Annotated in this window: 12 protein-coding genes; 8 read left to right on the top strand and 4 right to left on the bottom strand. The window is 76.9% G+C overall.

Annotated features, from left to right (window positions below; genetic code table 11):
• Window positions 1-69: 69 nt before the first annotated feature.
• Window positions 70-705, top strand: coding sequence for a hypothetical protein (locus tag ACI781_RS02050; protein WP_456564412.1), 636 nt, complete (start codon window positions 70-72; stop codon window positions 703-705).
• A gap of 79 nt (window positions 706-784) precedes the next feature.
• On the opposite strand, the gene ACI781_RS02045 is transcribed toward ACI781_RS02050, so the two are convergent.
• Window positions 785-1,129, bottom strand: coding sequence for a UBP-type zinc finger domain-containing protein (locus tag ACI781_RS02045; RefSeq protein WP_456564411.1), 345 nt, complete (start codon window positions 1,127-1,129; stop codon window positions 785-787).
• A 124-nt stretch (window positions 1,130-1,253) separates the two neighbouring features.
• On the opposite strand from ACI781_RS02045, the gene ACI781_RS02040 reads away from it, so the two are divergent.
• The 4 genes from ACI781_RS02040 to ACI781_RS02025 are packed head-to-tail and all read left to right on the top strand — an operon-like array spanning window position 1,254 to window position 5,486.
• Complete coding sequence (locus tag ACI781_RS02040; protein WP_456564410.1) at window positions 1,254-2,912, top strand: FAD-dependent oxidoreductase; 1,659 nt, start codon at window positions 1,254-1,256, stop codon at window positions 2,910-2,912.
• Complete coding sequence (locus tag ACI781_RS02035) at window positions 2,909-4,354, top strand: ATP-binding protein (RefSeq protein WP_456564409.1); 1,446 nt, start codon at window positions 2,909-2,911, stop codon at window positions 4,352-4,354. The genes ACI781_RS02040 and ACI781_RS02035 overlap by 4 nt, the downstream gene beginning before the upstream one ends.
• Window positions 4,351-4,833, top strand: a complete 483-nt coding sequence (locus ACI781_RS02030; RefSeq protein WP_456564408.1) for a GNAT family N-acetyltransferase — start codon at window positions 4,351-4,353, stop codon at window positions 4,831-4,833. The genes ACI781_RS02035 and ACI781_RS02030 overlap by 4 nt, the downstream gene beginning before the upstream one ends.
• Window positions 4,830-5,486 carry a nucleotidyltransferase domain-containing protein gene (locus tag ACI781_RS02025; protein ID WP_456564407.1) on the top strand — a complete coding sequence of 219 codons (657 nt, stop codon included), beginning with the start codon at window positions 4,830-4,832 and terminating at the stop codon, window positions 5,484-5,486. The genes ACI781_RS02030 and ACI781_RS02025 overlap by 4 nt, the downstream gene beginning before the upstream one ends.
• A gap of 44 nt (window positions 5,487-5,530) precedes the next feature.
• Here ACI781_RS02025 and ACI781_RS02020 read toward each other — a convergent pair whose 3' ends face one another.
• Complete coding sequence (locus tag ACI781_RS02020; protein WP_456564406.1) at window positions 5,531-6,724, bottom strand: GAF domain-containing protein; 1,194 nt, start codon at window positions 6,722-6,724, stop codon at window positions 5,531-5,533.
• Between the two features lie 88 nt (window positions 6,725-6,812).
• Here ACI781_RS02020 and ACI781_RS02015 point away from each other — a divergent pair, with 88 nt between their 5' ends.
• The 3 genes from ACI781_RS02015 to ACI781_RS02005 all read left to right on the top strand — a co-directional run bounded on the left by ACI781_RS02015 (window position 6,813) and on the right by ACI781_RS02005 (window position 10,935).
• Window positions 6,813-8,636 (top strand): NAD(P)-binding domain-containing protein, encoded by a 1,824-nt coding sequence (locus ACI781_RS02015; protein WP_456564405.1) that lies wholly within the window; start codon window positions 6,813-6,815, stop codon window positions 8,634-8,636.
• A gap of 95 nt (window positions 8,637-8,731) precedes the next feature.
• Complete coding sequence (locus ACI781_RS02010; protein ID WP_456564404.1) at window positions 8,732-9,085, top strand: VOC family protein; 354 nt, start codon at window positions 8,732-8,734, stop codon at window positions 9,083-9,085.
• Window positions 9,086-9,279: 194 nt separating this feature from the next.
• A complete protein-coding gene (locus ACI781_RS02005; RefSeq protein ID WP_456564403.1) occupies window positions 9,280-10,935 on the top strand; it encodes a DUF222 domain-containing protein in 1,656 nt (551 codons plus the stop codon).
• Window positions 10,936-11,624: 689 nt separating this feature from the next.
• Here ACI781_RS02005 and ACI781_RS02000 read toward each other — a convergent pair.
• Complete coding sequence (locus tag ACI781_RS02000; RefSeq protein WP_456564402.1) at window positions 11,625-13,475, bottom strand: glycosyltransferase; 1,851 nt, start codon at window positions 13,473-13,475, stop codon at window positions 11,625-11,627.
• A gap of 46 nt (window positions 13,476-13,521) precedes the next feature.
• Window positions 13,522-14,757: a glycosyltransferase gene (locus ACI781_RS01995; RefSeq protein ID WP_456564401.1), complete on the bottom strand. Its 1,236-nt coding sequence runs from the start codon at window positions 14,755-14,757 to the stop codon at window positions 13,522-13,524.
• Between the last annotated feature and the right edge of the window lie 280 nt (window positions 14,758-15,037).

Below are 15,037 nucleotides of genomic sequence, written 5' to 3'. Positions count from 1 at the left end.
GGGCCCCCGGAGACCGCGGGCCCGGGGCAGGCGCCGCCCGGCCCACCCGGCGGGCCGCAGACCCGTGTCGTGCTCCGGCCGATCGCCACGCCGCTGCCGCTGGGTTTCCTCGCGCTGGTGTTCGCCACGACCGCCTTCGCCGCCGTCCAGCTGGGCTGGGTGCCGCCGGCCGAGGGGCGGGTCGCGGCGCTGGTCGTGATCGCCGCAACCGCGCCGCTGCAGCTGCTGGCCTCGGTGGTGGGCTTCGTGGCGCGCGACCCCGCGGGCGCCACCGGCATGGGCGTGCTGGCCGGCACCTGGGCGATCGTCGGGCTGGCCACGCTCAGCGCGCCGCCGGGGACGGCCAGCGACGGGCTGGGCGTCGTGCTCCTGACGGCGGGGGTCGCGATGGCGGTCCCCGCGGCCGCCGCGGCGGAGAAGGCGGTGGCGGCGGCGGTGATGGGGCTGGCCGGACTCCGGTTCGCCGTGACCGGCGTCTACCACCTCACCGCGTCGCCGGACTGGCAGCGGGCGGCCGGCTGGACCGGGCTGGTGCTGGCGGTCGTCGCCCTCTACGCGGCGCTGGCCCTCGAGCTGGAGGGCGCCCGGGGTCGGGCCGTCCTGCCGGTGGGCCGCCGCGGCACCGCGGCCGCGGCGACGCGCGGCGACGGGCCGCTCGCGCCGGCGGACCTGGCCGCCGAGCCCGGCGTGCGCCCACAGCTCTGACGCCCGGGACGGGCACAGCGCCGCGGGGGACGAGCGGCCGGGGGACGGGCGGCTGCCGGGGGCTCGGCGGCCGCCGGGCTCAGTGCAGGTGCGCCTGCCAGTCGGCGGGGACGCGGCCGCGCGGGCCGGGCGCCGGCTGGTCGAGCGGGTGGTGCTGCGGCGGGGCGAGCTCCGCGCCGCGCACCGGCCGCTCGCCCGCGAAGCTCCAGAACCAGTCCTCGCCGGGCTCGAAGCTGCGGATGACCGGGTGGCCGGTCTCCGCGGCGTGCGCGCGGGCGTGCCGGGACGGGGAGGAGTCGCAGCAGCCGACGTGCCCGCACGCGGCGCAGCGGCGCAGGTGGAACCACCACCCGCCGGAGGCGTCGCACTCCACGCAGCCGGGGCCGCTGGGCGGGACGGAGGGGTCGATGTCCGGCGCGCTCACCGGGCCACCGTAGGCGCCCCGCGGGCGGGCGACAGCCTGTCGGTGCGGTCCGCTCACGGGCTAGCGTGGTCCGCCCGCCGACACCGTCGGGCGCCTCTCGCACCCGCGCCCCGAGGAGGAGGCCATGAGCCGCCCGGTCCTGCTCACCGTCGACGACGACCCCCAGGTGTCGCGGGCCGTCGCGCGCGACCTGCGCCGCCGGTTCGGGGACGACTGCCGCATCGTGCGCGCCTCGTCGGGGGCCGAGGGGATGGAGGCGCTGCGCGAGCTCAAGCTGCGCGGCGAGCCCGTCGCCGTCCTGCTGGCCGACTACCGGATGCCGCAGATGAACGGCATCGAGTTCCTCGAGCAGGCGATGGACCTGTTCCCGCAGGCGCGCCGGGCCCTCCTCACCGCCTACGCCGACACCGACGCCGCCATCGCCGCGATCAACCTGGTGGACGTCGACGCCTACCTGCTCAAGCCGTGGGACCCGCCGGAGGAGAAGCTCTACCCGGTCGTGGACTCCATGCTCGACGCCTGGCGGGCCGGTCCGGCCGCCGCGGCCGAGGACGTCAAGCTGGTCGGCCACCGCTGGTCGCCGGCCTCCTTCCGGGCGCGGGACCTGCTGGCGCGCAACGCCGTCCCCTACCGCTGGTACAGCGTCGAGGAGCCCGAGGGGCAGCGGCTGCTGGAGGCGGCGGGGGCGTCCGCCGACGACGTCCCGGTGGTGGTCACCCCCGACGGGCAGGTGCTGCGCGCGCCGTCCGACGGCGAGCTCGCCGCCGTCGTCGGGCTGTCGGTGGACGCCCGCGAGGAGTTCTACGACCTGGTGGTGGTCGGCGGCGGCCCGGCGGGTCTGGGCGCCGCGGTCTACGGCGCCTCCGAGGGGCTGCGCACGGTGCTGGTCGAGCGGGAGGCGACGGGCGGGCAGGCCGGGCAGAGCAGCCGGATCGAGAACTACCTCGGGTTCCCCGACGGGGTCTCCGGCGGGCAGCTGGCCGACCGGGCCCGCCGGCAGGCCGGCAAGTTCGGCGCCGAGCTGCTGCTCACCCGCGACGTCGTCGCGCTGGAGACGCACGGCCCGAAGCGGGTGCTGCACTTCGCCGACGGCGGCAGCATCGCGGCGCACGCCGTCGTCCTGGCCACCGGCGTCTCCTACCGCAGCCTCGGCGTCGACGGGGCCGAGTCGCTGACCGGCCGCGGCGTCTTCTACGGCTCGGCGCTGACCGAGGCCGCCTCGTGCGCGGGTAAGGACGTCTACGTCGTCGGCGGGGCCAACTCGGCCGGCCAGGCCGCGGTGTTCTTCGCCCGGCACGCCCGGTCGGTGACGATGCTGGTGCGCGGGCCGTCGCTGGAGGCCTCGATGTCGCACTACCTGATCGAGCAGATCGCCCAGATCCCCACGATCACGGTGCGCACCTGCGCCACCGTCGTCGGGGCGCACGGCAGCGACCACCTCGAGTCGCTGACCATCCAGGACGAGGGCACCGGCGCCCGCGAGACCGTGCCGGCCAGCCACCTGTTCGTCTTCATCGGCGGCGCGCCGCGCACGGCCTGGCTGGACGGCGTGGTGGCCCGCGACGCGCGCGGCTTCATCCCCACCGGACCGGAGCTGCTCACCGACGGCGCCCGGCCGCGCGGGTGGTCGCTGGACCGCGACCCGTGGCTGCTGGAGTCCAGCGTCCCCGGGGTGTTCGTCGCCGGTGACGTGCGGGCCGACTCGGTGAAGCGGGTCGCCTCCGCCGTCGGCGAGGGGGCGCTGGCCGTGACCCTCGTGCACCGCTACCTGGGGGAGCGGTGACCGCGGCCGCGCCGGGGGAGGGCGCCCGGCTCACCCCCGACGAGCTGCGCGGGCTGTTCCTGTTCGAGGACCTGGACGACGAGCAGCTGGCGTGGGTCGCCGCCAACGGCGACGTCGTCGAGTGCGCCGCCGGCACCGAGGTGTCGGTCGAGGGCGAGCCGGCGGAGTGCTTCTTCGTCCTCCTCGACGGCACCATGACGATGGCGCGGCGGGTGGGCGGCAGCGAGGTCGAGACGGTCCGCACCGACTCGCGCGGCGTCTACTCCGGCGCGGTGCAGTTCTACGCCGGCGACCGGATCACCCAGGTCTACCCGGCGACGGTCCGGGCGGTCACCGACTGCCGGTTCCTCGCCCTGCCCGCCGGGCCGTTCGCCGAGGTGTTCCGGCAGTGGTACCCGATGGCGGTGCACCTGCTGGAGGGCATGTTCGTCGGCAACCGCAACGCCGCCGAGCTGGTCGGCCAGCGGGAGCGGCTGCTCGCGCTGGGGAAGCTGACCGCCGGGCTGACCCACGAGCTGAACAACCCCGCCGCGGCGGCCGCGCGGGCCACGGCCGCGCTGCGCGAGCGGATCGCCGGGATGCGGCACAAGCTCGCCATGCTGTCGGACGGGCACCTGCCGGGGGAGATGCTCGCGGCACTGGTCACGGTCCAGGAGGACGTCGTCGCGCGGATCGGCCCCGGCGCCGACCTGTCCCCGCTGGAGCGCTCGGACCGGGAGGACGAGCTCGGCGAGTGGCTCGAGGACCGCGGCATCGACCGCGCCTGGGACCTGGCCGCGGTGTTCGTCGGCGCCGGGCTGGGGATCGCCGACGTCGAGCGCGCCGCCGACGCGGTGGCGCCGTCCTCCCTGCCGGCGGCGCTACAGTGGCTGGCCTACACGGTGGAGACCGAGACGCTGGTCAGCGAGATCGCGGAGAGCACCGGGCGGATCTCGGCGCTGGTCGACGCGGCCAAGCAGTACTCGCAGATGGACCGCATGCCGCACCAGGCCACCGACCTGCACCTGGGCCTGGACGCCACGCTGACGGTGATGAGCGGCAAGATCGCGCCCGGCGTCACCGTCGTCAAGGACTACGACCGGTCGCTGCCCGCCGTCCCCGCCTACGCCGGCGAGCTCAACCAGGTGTGGACCAACCTCGTGCACAACGCGCTCGACGCGATGGCCGGCACCGGCACGCTCACCCTGCGGACGGCGGTGGAGGGCGACTGCGCGCTGGTGGAGATCGGCGACACCGGGCCGGGCATCCCCGAGGAGCTGCGCCGCCGCGTGTTCGAGCCCTTCTTCACCACCAAGCCGGTCGGCCAGGGCACCGGCCTGGGGCTGGACGTGTCGTGGCGGATCGTGGTCAACCGGCACGGCGGGGACCTGCGGGTGGAGTCCCGGCCCGGCGACACCCGCTTCCAGGTGCGGCTCCCCCTGGACGCGCCGCCCGCGCCGTGACCGTCCGGCCCGGGCCGCTCGACCTCGCCCTGGTGCCCCTCGACCCCGCCGCCGACGCGGTGCTCGCGGCCGACCTGCACGGGCTGCAGCGGGAGGCGTACGCGGTCGAGGCCGCGCTGATCGGCGACGACCGGATCCCGCCGCTGCAGGAGGACCTCGCCGCGCTGCAGGCCGCGCCGCTGCGCTGGACGGGGGCGCGGCTGGCCGGCCGCCTGGCCGGGGCGGTGGCGTGGACCGAGGAGGCGGACCTCGTCGACGTCCACCGGCTCGTCGTCGCGCCCGCGGCCGCCCGCCGCGGCCTGGGGACGGCGCTCGTCCGCTCGGTGCTGGCCGCCGCCGGGTCCCGCCCGACGATCGTCGCCACCGGCCGCGACAACGCGCCGGCACGGGCGCTGTACGCGCGGCTGGGCTTCGTGCCCACCGGCGACCGCGAGGTCCTGCCCGGCCTCTGGGTGACCGGTTACCGGCACGGCGGGTGAACGCCCCGGGACCGGCTCCCGACCTGGACTTGGCGCCCGCGCGGCGGGCCGCCGTCGCCGCGGCGGTGCTCCGGGCGCTGGCCGCCGCCGTCCCCGGGTCGCGGGCGGAGCTGCGGGGCTCGCTCGCCACGGGACGCGCGGACCGCTACTCCGACGTGGACGTCCTGTGGGTGGTCCCCGACGGGCCCTTCGCCGGGGCGGTCGCCGGGCTGCCCGGCGTCCTCGCCTGCGTCGGACCGCTGGCCGCGCTGCGGACCGACCCCGACCTGGCCCAGCACCCTCGCCGGCGGGTGCTGTTCGCCCGCTTCGCCCACCTCCCGCTGTTCTGGCGCGTCGACCTCGACGTGCGCGCGGTCTCGGCCGGCACCGGGGAGGGTCCGGCTCCGGAGGACCCCCGCTGGCGCGGGGAGGACCGGGACGCGCCGGCCGGGGCGCTGGCGAACGCGGTGGCAGCACTGCGGGCCGAGCTGCGCGGCCGCCCGGCGGAGGCCGACGGGTTGCTGCGCCGGGCCGCGCTCCGGCTGGGCACCGTCCTCGCCGACGGCGCCACGGCCGACCGGGTGGTCGCGCTCGCCGCCGCCGCGGCCGCCGCCGAACCCGACCTCGCCGCGGAGGTGACGGCGCTCGCGCGGGCGCTCGACGGGCCGCCCTGACGCCCGGCTCGGCCGCGGGGGGTCGCGGCCGGCTCCGCACCGGGTCAGGGTGCGGGGTGCGCCACCGTCAGCCGGACGCCGTCCGCCAGCCGGTAGGGGGTGGTGGCGACGAGCGCGCCGACCACCCGCCGCAGCCGCGACACCTCCGCCCGCACGGTGACCACGTGCTCGGTGTCGCCGAACAGCAGCGCGGAGAGCCGCCCGGCCGACAGCCCGGCCGGGCCCGCGTCGGCCAGCAACCGGAGCAGCTCGGCGTGCCGGGGCGAGAGCGCGGCCCGCCACGGCTCCCCGCCGGCGCGGACCTCGAGCACCGGCCGGTCACCGGGCACGAGGGTCGCGTCGATCGGCCCGCCGGCCCCGCGCGGGCGGACCAGCCATCCCTCGCCGACCCGCTCGGGCGTGCACAGCCCCAGCCCGGGGACGGCCAGCGCCCGCCCGGCCCGCGGCACCTCGATGCGGTCGCGCACCGCGACGCCCGCGTGCGAGGCCACCCAGCCGTGGTCGTCGACGAGCAGCAGCGGGCCGCGCACGGTGGCCAGCAGCGTGCCCGCCGAGCGGCGCAGCCGCTCCAGCCGCTGCTCGTGGTGCCGCCACAGCTGCGCCTCGGCCAGCCGCACCGCCGTCTCCACCAGCGCCGTCACCGCCGGGTGCAGCGTGAGCGCCGGGCCGCTGACGTCGACCACACCGAGCAGCTCGCCGGTGCGCGGGTCGTGCACCGGGAAGGCCGTGCAGTACCAGGGGTGCTGCTGCTGCTCGAAGTGCTCGGCGCTGAACAGCTGCACGGGCGCGCGCTCGGCCAGCGCCGTCCCGATCGCGTTGGTGCCGACGGCGGCCTCGGTCCAGCGGGCGCCCTCGGTGAAGCCCAGGCCGTCGGCCCGCCGCCGGACGGCGGACGCGCCCTCCCGCCAGAGGATCACGCCGTCGGCGTCGGTGACCACGAGCAGGAACCGTGAGGCGTCGGCCGCGCTGCCCAGCACCTGCCGCAGCTCGCCGATGACGGCGTCCAGCGGCGACCCCCGACGGCGCCGCTCGACCTCGCCGGGCGGCAACGGGTCGCGGGCGTTGCCGCCGGAGGGGTCCAGGCCGATGCCGAGCACCCGCTGCCAGGACCGCGCGACCACCGCGCGCGGCCGCATCGGCGGCCGGCCCCCGGCGAGCACCGCGTCGTGCACCCGGCGCAGCGCCCGCGCGTGTGTGCCGAGGTCGGTCCCCGGTGTGATCGCGCCGAAGTCGCCCACGGCGTCCCCTCCTGCAATCGGTTGCAACCCTCCCCGGCGCCGCGCCGCCGGGGGTGTGCTGCCGGTCACACCCTAGTGAGGAGATGCCATGACGCAGACCCTGGACGCGCCTCCCGGCACCGCGGCGACGCGCGCCGACTCCTGGCTCGCCGCGTTCGGTGACGCGCTGCGCGCGCGGGACGTCGCCCGGGCCGCCGGGATGTTCGCGACCACCAGCTTCTGGCGCGACCTGATCGCGTTCTCCTGGAACATCACCACCGTCGAGGACCGCGCCGGGGTGCGCGAGCTGCTCACCGCGACGCTGGACCGGACCGACCCGACGTCCTTCGCCGTCAGCGAGCCGCCGGACGAGGCCGACGGCGTCACCACCGCCTGGTTCACCTTCGAGACGGCGGTCGGCCGCGGCAAGGGCCTGGTGCGCCTGGTCGAGGAGGACGGCGAGCCGCGGGCCTGGACGTTCCTCACCACGCTGTACGAGCTCACGGGCCACGAGGAGCCGCGCGGGCGCCGCCGTCCCCCGGGCGCGGAGCACGGCATCCACCGCGACCGGGAGACGTGGCTGGAGCGCCGCGAGCGCGAGGAGGCCGAGCTGGGCGTCGCGACGCAGCCCTACGTCCTGGTGATCGGCGGCGGGCAGGGCGGCATCGCGCTCGGCGCGCGGCTGCGCCAGCTCGGCGTCCCCGCGCTGGTCGTCGACAAGCACCCGCGGCCCGGCGACCAGTGGCGCGGCCGGTACAAGTCGCTGTGCCTGCACGACCCGGTCTGGTACGACCACCTGCCCTACGTGCCCTTCCCCGACAACTGGCCGGTGTTCGCGCCCAAGGACAAGATCGGCGACTGGCTCGAGTCGTACACGCGGGTCATGGAGATCCCGTACTGGTCGAGCACGGTGGCGCTGTCGGCGTCGTACTCCCCGGAGACGCAGGAGTGGACCGTCGAGGTCGAGCGGGAGGGCAAGCCGCTCACGCTGCGGCCGCGGCACGTCGTCCTCGCGACCGGGATGTCCGGCAAGCCCAACGTGCCCGAGATCCCCGGGCAGGACGTGTTCCGCGGCGACCAGCAGCACTCCTCGCAGCACCCCGGCCCCGACGCCTACGTGGGCAAGCGGGTCGTCGTGGTCGGCAGCAACAACTCCGCCTTCGACATCTGCGGGGCGCTGTGGGAGCACGGCGTCGACGTGACGATGGTGCAACGCTCCTCGACGCACATCGTCAAGAGCGACAGCCTGATGGAGATCGGGCTGGGCGCGCTCTACTCGGAGGACGCCGTCGCCGCCGGGATGACCACCGAGAAGGCCGACCTCACGTTCGCCTCGCTGCCGTACCGGATCATGCACGAGTTCCAGATCCCGCTGTACGAGCAGATGCGCGAGCGCGACGCCGACTTCTACGACCGGCTGGAGAAGGCCGGGTTCTGGCTCGACTGGGGCGACGACGGGTCCGGCCTGTTCATGAAGTACCTGCGCCGCGGCTCCGGCTACTACATCGACGTCGGCGCCGCCGACCTCGTGGCCGACGGCAAGGTGCGGCTGGTGCACGGCCAGGTGGCGCGGCTGACCGAGGACGCCGTCGTGCTCGACGACGGGACCGAGCTGCCGGCCGACCTCGTCGTCTACGCCACCGGCTACGGCTCCATGAACGGCTGGGCCGCCGACCTCATCTCCCCGGAGGTCGCCGACCGGGTCGGCAAGGTGTGGGGCCTGGGCTCGGACACCACCAAGGACCCCGGCCCGTGGGAGGGCGAGCAGCGCAACATGTGGAAGCCCACCCAGCAGGAGGGGCTGTGGTTCCACGGCGGCAACCTGCACCAGTCCCGGCACTACTCCCTCTACCTCGCGCTGCAGCTCAAGGCGCGCTACGAGGAGATCCCGACGCCGGTGCACGGGCTGCAGGAGGTGCACCACCTGCGCTGAGAGTGGCGCTGCTCGACGGTCGGCCCCGCCGCGCGCCAGGATGGGGCCGACCGTCCCGCCGTCCCTCCGTCGTCGTTCCCCTGGGGAGTCGCCTCGTGCGCGCCGTGCGGATCACGCCCAACCTGCAGGTGGCCGACGTCGAGGCGGCGAAGGCCTTCTACACCGGCTACCTCGGCCTGAGCACCGAGGAGTTCGACCTCGGGTGGGTGGCCCGGTGCACGTCGCCCGACACGGGCGCGCACGTGCAGCTGGTGTCGGCCGACGCCACGGCGCCGGCGTTCCCCGTCGTGTCCGTGCACATCGACGACGTCGACGCCGCGTACGAGGAGGCGCAGCGGCTCGGCTACGAGATCGTGCACCCGCTCACCACGGAGGCGTGGGGGGTGCGCCGGTTCTTCGTCCGCGCGCCGGACGGCAACGTGCTGAACGTCGTCGCCCACCGGGGCTGACCTGCCTGACCGGGCACCCACCCACCGCGCTGACCTGGCGCGTCCGAGTCGGCCGCGACTGTGCGGGCGCTCTCCGCACCCTGGGGGTGCGATCGGACCCGCATGGTCGCGAGAACGCCGGCAGAGTGACGGCGGCGGGTGAGTCGGGGCTGGGGAGGGCAGGAACTGTCAGACCTCGAACGTATGTTCGGTCCATGTCGCCGGTGCTCGATCGCGAGTCGCGGGTGGAGCGCGCGCTGGTCGAGTGGCTGATCGAGGTCCCGGGGTCGCGACCGCGGCTGCCGGTGGAGCTGCTGACCCGGTCGGAGAAGGCCGTGGCGCTGGAGCGGTTAGTCGCCGAGCGGGCGCGGCTGGCCGCCTACGAGGCCGAACTGGTCCTCTCGCTGGCCGACGAGTCGCCCGACAGCGCGGACCCGCCCCCGGGCGCGCGCGGCGCGCGCAGCGGCTGGTCGGCGGAGCGGGCGCTGCCGGAGGTCTCGGAGTTCTTCCCCGCAGAGCTGGCGATGGCGCTCAACTGCGGCCGCGGCGCCGCCGCCCGGCTGGCGGCGCGGGCGTGGACCTGGCGGGACAACCTGCCGGGCACGTTCGCGGCGCTGGCGGACGGCGAGCTGGACGAGGCGCGGGCGCGGGTGCTGGCCGAGGTGTGCGAGCACGCCGATCCGGGTGTGGCCCGGCGGGTCGAGTCCGCCCTGCTGGCAGTGGCGGGTGACCTGTCGCTGCGGAAGCTGCGCGAGCGGGCCACGGGTCTGCTGCCCGAGTACGCGCCGGAGCAGGCAGAGCAGGCGCGGCAGGAGGCCGAGCAGGCGGCCGACGTGCGGATCTACCCGGCGACCCGCGAGGGGATGGCCACCGTCGCCGTCGACCTGCCCGCCGACGAGGCGGCCGCCGTCTACGACGTGATCGACCAGCTGGCCGGGCTGGCCAAGGCCGACGGCGACAACCGGCCGGTCGGACAGCTGCGGACCCGGATGTTCGTCGCGACGGTGCTGCGGTTCTGGCAGCCCGAGCTGCCGCCGGTCACCGCGTCCCTGCACGTGACCGCCTCCCTGGCCGCGCTGGAGGGCACCTCGACCGAGGCCGGTGAGGTGTCCGGGCTGGCGGTCACCGCCCGCCACGTCCGCGACCTGCTGCACCGCCTGGACGCGATCGGCCTCCGCGCACCCGCCGGCGGGATGCTCACGCTGTCGCTGACCGACGACGAGGGTGCCCTGCTGGCCACCTGCACCCCCGACCAGCTGCGCACCGTCGCCCGCCGCGGCTGCCCGACCCACCCGGCCGGGGACTGCGGGTGTCCGGTGCTGGGCCGGCCCGAGGCGGTCGAGGGCTACGCGCCGAGCCGGCCGCAGCAGCGGTTCGTGCGCACTCGCGACCGCACCTGCCGGTTCCCGACCTGCGGGCAGCGGGTCGGGTGGGCCGACGTCGACCACGTCGTGCCGCACGCCTGCGGAGGGCCGACCGACTGCGCGAACCTGTGCTGCCTGTGCCGCAGTCACCACCGGCTGAAGACCTTCGCCCGCGGCTGGCGCTTCGAGATGGCGGACGACGGCACGCTGACGGTGACCACTCCGTCGGGGATCACCCGCACCACCCGGCCGCCCGGCCTGCGGCTCCCTCCGGAGCCACCTCCACCCGGGGAGTCGCGAGCGGGAGGAGCCGGACCCGGCGCTGATGCAGCAGCCGAGGCGGACTCCCGGACCCGAGCCGACGCACAGGCCGGCGCCGATCCGGGACCCGGACTCCGGCAGCCGCCGAGGTCACGGCCTCCCGGCATCCGCGAGCTCATCCGACGGGCCCGCCCGGACGCGGGCGGATCGCCACCCGACCACGGGAGCGACCCGCCGCCCTTCTGAGCGACGGGACCGGCGGTGGGACTCGCCGTGGGAGGAGAACGGCGCCGTGCCGTCAGGTCGCGGGTGCCGTGTGGCCGTGCTGTCGGGTGGCCGTGCTGTCGGGTGGCCGTGCTGTCGGGTGGCCGTGCTGTCGGGTGGCCGTGCTGTCGGGTGGCCGTGCCGACGAGCGCCGCGTGCCGCGTGCCGCGTGCCGGGTAGCCGTGTCGTCGAGTGGGCCTGGCGTCATGTCGGCGTGCCGCCGAGTCGCTGTGTTGCCACGTCGACGTGTCGGCCCCGTCCCCGCGCTGCGACGAGGCGGGGTGAGTGACGGCAGAGGCGGGACCGAGTGCCTCGCGGCGCTCGGCGTCGCCTCGCAACGGTGGTCCGGTGGTCCGGTGGTCCGGAGTTGCCTCGCACGCGGCTTCTGCGGCGTTCCTCCGGCTGTTGCGGTGCTGCACCACCGCAAGAGCCGGAGGAACACCGCAACAGTCACCCCCTGCGCCGGCCGAGCGCTGGGACCGGGTGCTCGCATCGGCACCCGGCGGCCCGCCAGGTGAGGAGAGGGGTGCGGGGTGCCTGGTGTGGGGGCGGGTGCGAGGTGTGGGGTTCGGGACGTCAAGCGCGGGTGTGCGGGGTGGCGGGTGCGGGGTGCGGGGTGCGGGTGCGGGTGCGGGGTGGCGGGAGTCGGTTCGAGGCCGGGGCCGGGGGAGTCAGCGCCGGAGCGAGCGGAACAGGGCGACGAGGCGGTCGGCGTGCGCGTCGAAGGTGTGGTGGTCCCGCGCGGCGAGGGCGGCCGTGGCGCCGGCGCGGGTGCGCACCTCGGTGGTCAGCAGGTCGGCGACGTCGTCGGCCGTGCGGTACAGCAGGCCGGTGCCCTCGGCGCGCAGCACCCGCTCGACGGAGACCAGCGAGCCCGGGTTCGCCTGCTGCAGCACCGGCAGGCCGGCCGCCAGGTAGACCGGCAGGCGGGCGGGGGAGTTCAGGTCGTCCCAGCTGGCCGTCCGGAGGTCGCCGCCGTTGGCGCTGTCGAACCGGTGCAGCCAGCCGGCGTCGTAGTGCGACAGCTCGGCCACCCAGCGGTCGGGGCCTATCGGCGGGTGCACGTGCACGTGCTCCGGCGCGCGGGCGAGCGCCTCGCCCAGCCAGCCGGTCCACGACCCGGTCGGCCCCGGCGCCCGCACCTGCCCGTACAGGTGGGTGTGCACCCCGCGGCGGGCCAGCGCCAGCACCCAGTCCAGGTCCAGCCCGGACGGCCTCCCCGCCACCACGGCGTGCGGCTGGCCGTCGGCGTCGGACAGCTTCGGCGACGGTGGGGCGTCCTGCCACTCCCGCAGCGGCAGGTCGCCGTCGAGCACGCCCAGGCGGGCCGGGTCGACGCGGCCGGCCAGGGCGAGCGCGAACCAGTCACGCTCCTCGTCGCTGCAGAACAGGCACGCGTCGGCCGTGCTGACCAGGTCGGCCAGCAGCGGCCACTCTCCGCGGACGATGCTCCGCTGCGGTGCCTCCTTGAAGTGCCACACGAACGGCACCTCCGGGAACGCCGCGCGGACGGCGTGCGCCAGCGGCACCGCCCGCCAGTTCAGCTGCGCCCACACGACGTCGGGCGCGAGACGGCGCACCGCCTCCCGCCACCCGGTGCCGGCGAGGTCGGGCACCGTGCCGAGGTCGGCCACGTGCCCGAACGGCAGCGGCCCGACGGTCGAGTCGCCGAGCCCCGTCGCCGTCCACAACCCGTTGAGCCGGTGCCCGCGCTCGACAAGGGCCAGCACCCGCTCGGGGTTGAACGCCAGCTCGCCGACGACGAGCACCCGCAGCCCGTCCGCCGCCGGCCGGTGGGTGCGGTCCCGGAAGCGGGCGTACCGGGACACCTCGTCGACGTCCGCGCCGTCGGTCGAGGCGAACCGCAGCGGCTGCGCGACCCCGTACCGGGCCCGGAACACGTTCAGCCCGCCGTCGGACGACGCCCGGATCGCTCGTGACCGCTGCGCCGGGTGCCGCGTCCAGGAGCAGGTGACCTGGCCGGTGTCGGCCACCGCACCCCGCGCGCCGAGCCGCCCCCACAGCAGCCGGTCCAGGTCGTCGGTCTCCAGCTCGTCCCGCTCGGTCCACCGGTCCGCCGTCCTCCGGTGCGCCACCTGCACCAGCTGGTCGTAGGCGGTCCCCGACGCCTCGCCGAGCCGCGACCGCGCCCGCACGACTCCCGGGTGTGCCAGGCAGGCCAGCAGCGCCTCCAGGTGGTCGGGCGCCCACACGTCGTCGGCCGGCAGGTAGGCGACCACCGGCGCGGTCGTCGCGTCCAGGGCGGTGTTCAGGGCAGCCCCGAGCCCGCGGTTCCCGTCGTGCCGGACCAGCCGGACCCGCGGGTCCACCGGCAGGGCGGCGGCCACGCCGGCGGGGTCGGTGCAGCCGTCGTCGACGACCACCGCCTCCCAGTCGGCGACCGTCTGCGCGCGCAGCGACCCCAGCGCGCGCGGCAGGAAGGCGGCGTGCGGCGACGCGGGGGAGTCGTGCACGGGGACCAGGACGGCCACCCGCGGCGGCCCCGCGGCCGGGCCGGTCACGCGGCGGGGGTCGCGCGGTGGGTCACGCGGTGGGTCACGCGGTGGGTCACGCGGCGGCGGTGCGGCCGGCGACGACGTCCCGCGCCCGGCCGGCCACCCGCACCCGCACCCGGCCGTAGACGCCGGCCACCCGCGCGGCCAACCGCGGCCAGGCGTAGCGGCCCGCCGCCTCGCGGGCGCCGGCCGCCAGGCGGGCTCGCAGGGCGGCGTCGCCGGCGACCCGGTCGAGGGCGGCCGCGAGCGCGGGCGCGTCCAGCGGCGGCACCAGCAGGCCGGTGACCCCGTCGCGCACCACCGTGGGGATGCCGCCGACGTCGCTGGCCACCACCGGCAGCCCGGCCGCCATCGCCTCGGTCAGCACCGACCCCATCTCCTCGTAGGCCGAGGGCAGCACCAGGACGTCGAGCCCGGCCAGCACGGACGGGACGGCGTCGTGCGCCACGAAGCCGCGCAGCGTGATCCGCTCCCGCGCCGGGCTGGCCGCGACCGCGCGCTCCACCAGCGCCCGGTCGGGCCCGTCGCCGACCACGACCAGCTCCGCGTGCTCCCGCATCAGCCCGAAGGCCTCGACGAGCACGTCGGGCCGCTTCTGCGGCGCCAGCCGGCCCACGTACCCGATCCGCGGCCGGCCGAGCCCCTCGAACACGTCGCGCCCACCGCCGGCGAACAGCGCCGGGTCGAACCCCGACGGGATGACGTGCACCCGGCGCGCGGGGACGCCGTCGGCGCGCACGGCCGCCGCCGTCCGCTCGGTGAGGACGACGACGGCGTCCGCCCGGCGCAGCGCGCCCCGCTCCAGCCACCCGCCGACCGCGCGCAGCAGCCGCGCCCGCGGCGAGCGGCCGGTCAGCGTGTGGCCGACGCTGCAGTGCAGGGTCACCACGAGGGGGCAGCGGTGCCACCGAGCGGCGAGCCGGCCCAGCGGGAGCACCGCCAGGTCCTCGCCCTGGTGGGCGTGCACGACGTCGACCGGTCCGGCGCCGCGGCCCAGCACCCGCGGCAGCGCGGCCGGCGCCCACAGCTGCCGCAACCGGGCGACCGGCAGCCCGGTGCGGTGCACCGTGGCCGCGCGGCCCGACCGGCTGGTGCCGGCGCGGGCCGCCAGCCGCGAGGTCACGACGGTCTGCCGGTGCCCCTGCGCGTCCAGGCACCGGGTGAGCGTCGCGGTGTGGTTCTGCATCCCGCCGATCGGGTCGAAGCGCGCCGTCCGCGCGTCGAGCGTGGCCTCTCGCGGTCCGGCGGCGAGGCGTTCCGGCTCGAAGACGCTGCAGAGACGGAGCACGTGCAGCGGGTCGTCCCCGCGGTCGGCTCGGTGCCGGTCGGCTGGGTCCCGGTCGGCTGTTCCCCGGTCGGCTGTGCTCCGGTCGGTTTCGTGCCGGTCGGCTGGTTCCCGGTCGTCGTCGACGGGGTGCGGCACGCGGGCCTCCGCTTCTGTCGTTGCCGGGAGTGCGCCGGGGATGACCGGGGAGATCGCCGGGAGGACCCGTAGTGCACCACGGGATCGCGCGCCCCGCTCGGGGTCGGCGGGCGGGGTTGGCGGCTGGGCAGGCGGGGCAGGACGC

The sequence above is a fragment of the Blastococcus sp. SYSU D00695 genome (assembly GCF_054050555.1).
The sequence above is the reverse complement of the archived record's forward strand: the minus strand, read 5'-3'. Positions and strand labels throughout refer to the sequence as shown.

Bases quoted from the DNA above. Each gene is read 5' to 3' on its own strand.
- ACI781_RS02005 (WP_456564403.1), top strand. From the start codon at position 9,280: ATGTCGCCGGTGCTCGATCGCGAGTCGCGGGTGGAGCGCGCGCTGGTC.
- ACI781_RS02015 (WP_456564405.1), top strand. From the start codon at position 6,813: ATGACGCAGACCCTGGACGCGCCTCCCGGCACCGCGGCGACGCGCGCC.
- ACI781_RS02040 (WP_456564410.1), top strand. From the start codon at position 1,254: ATGAGCCGCCCGGTCCTGCTCACCGTCGACGACGACCCCCAGGTGTCG.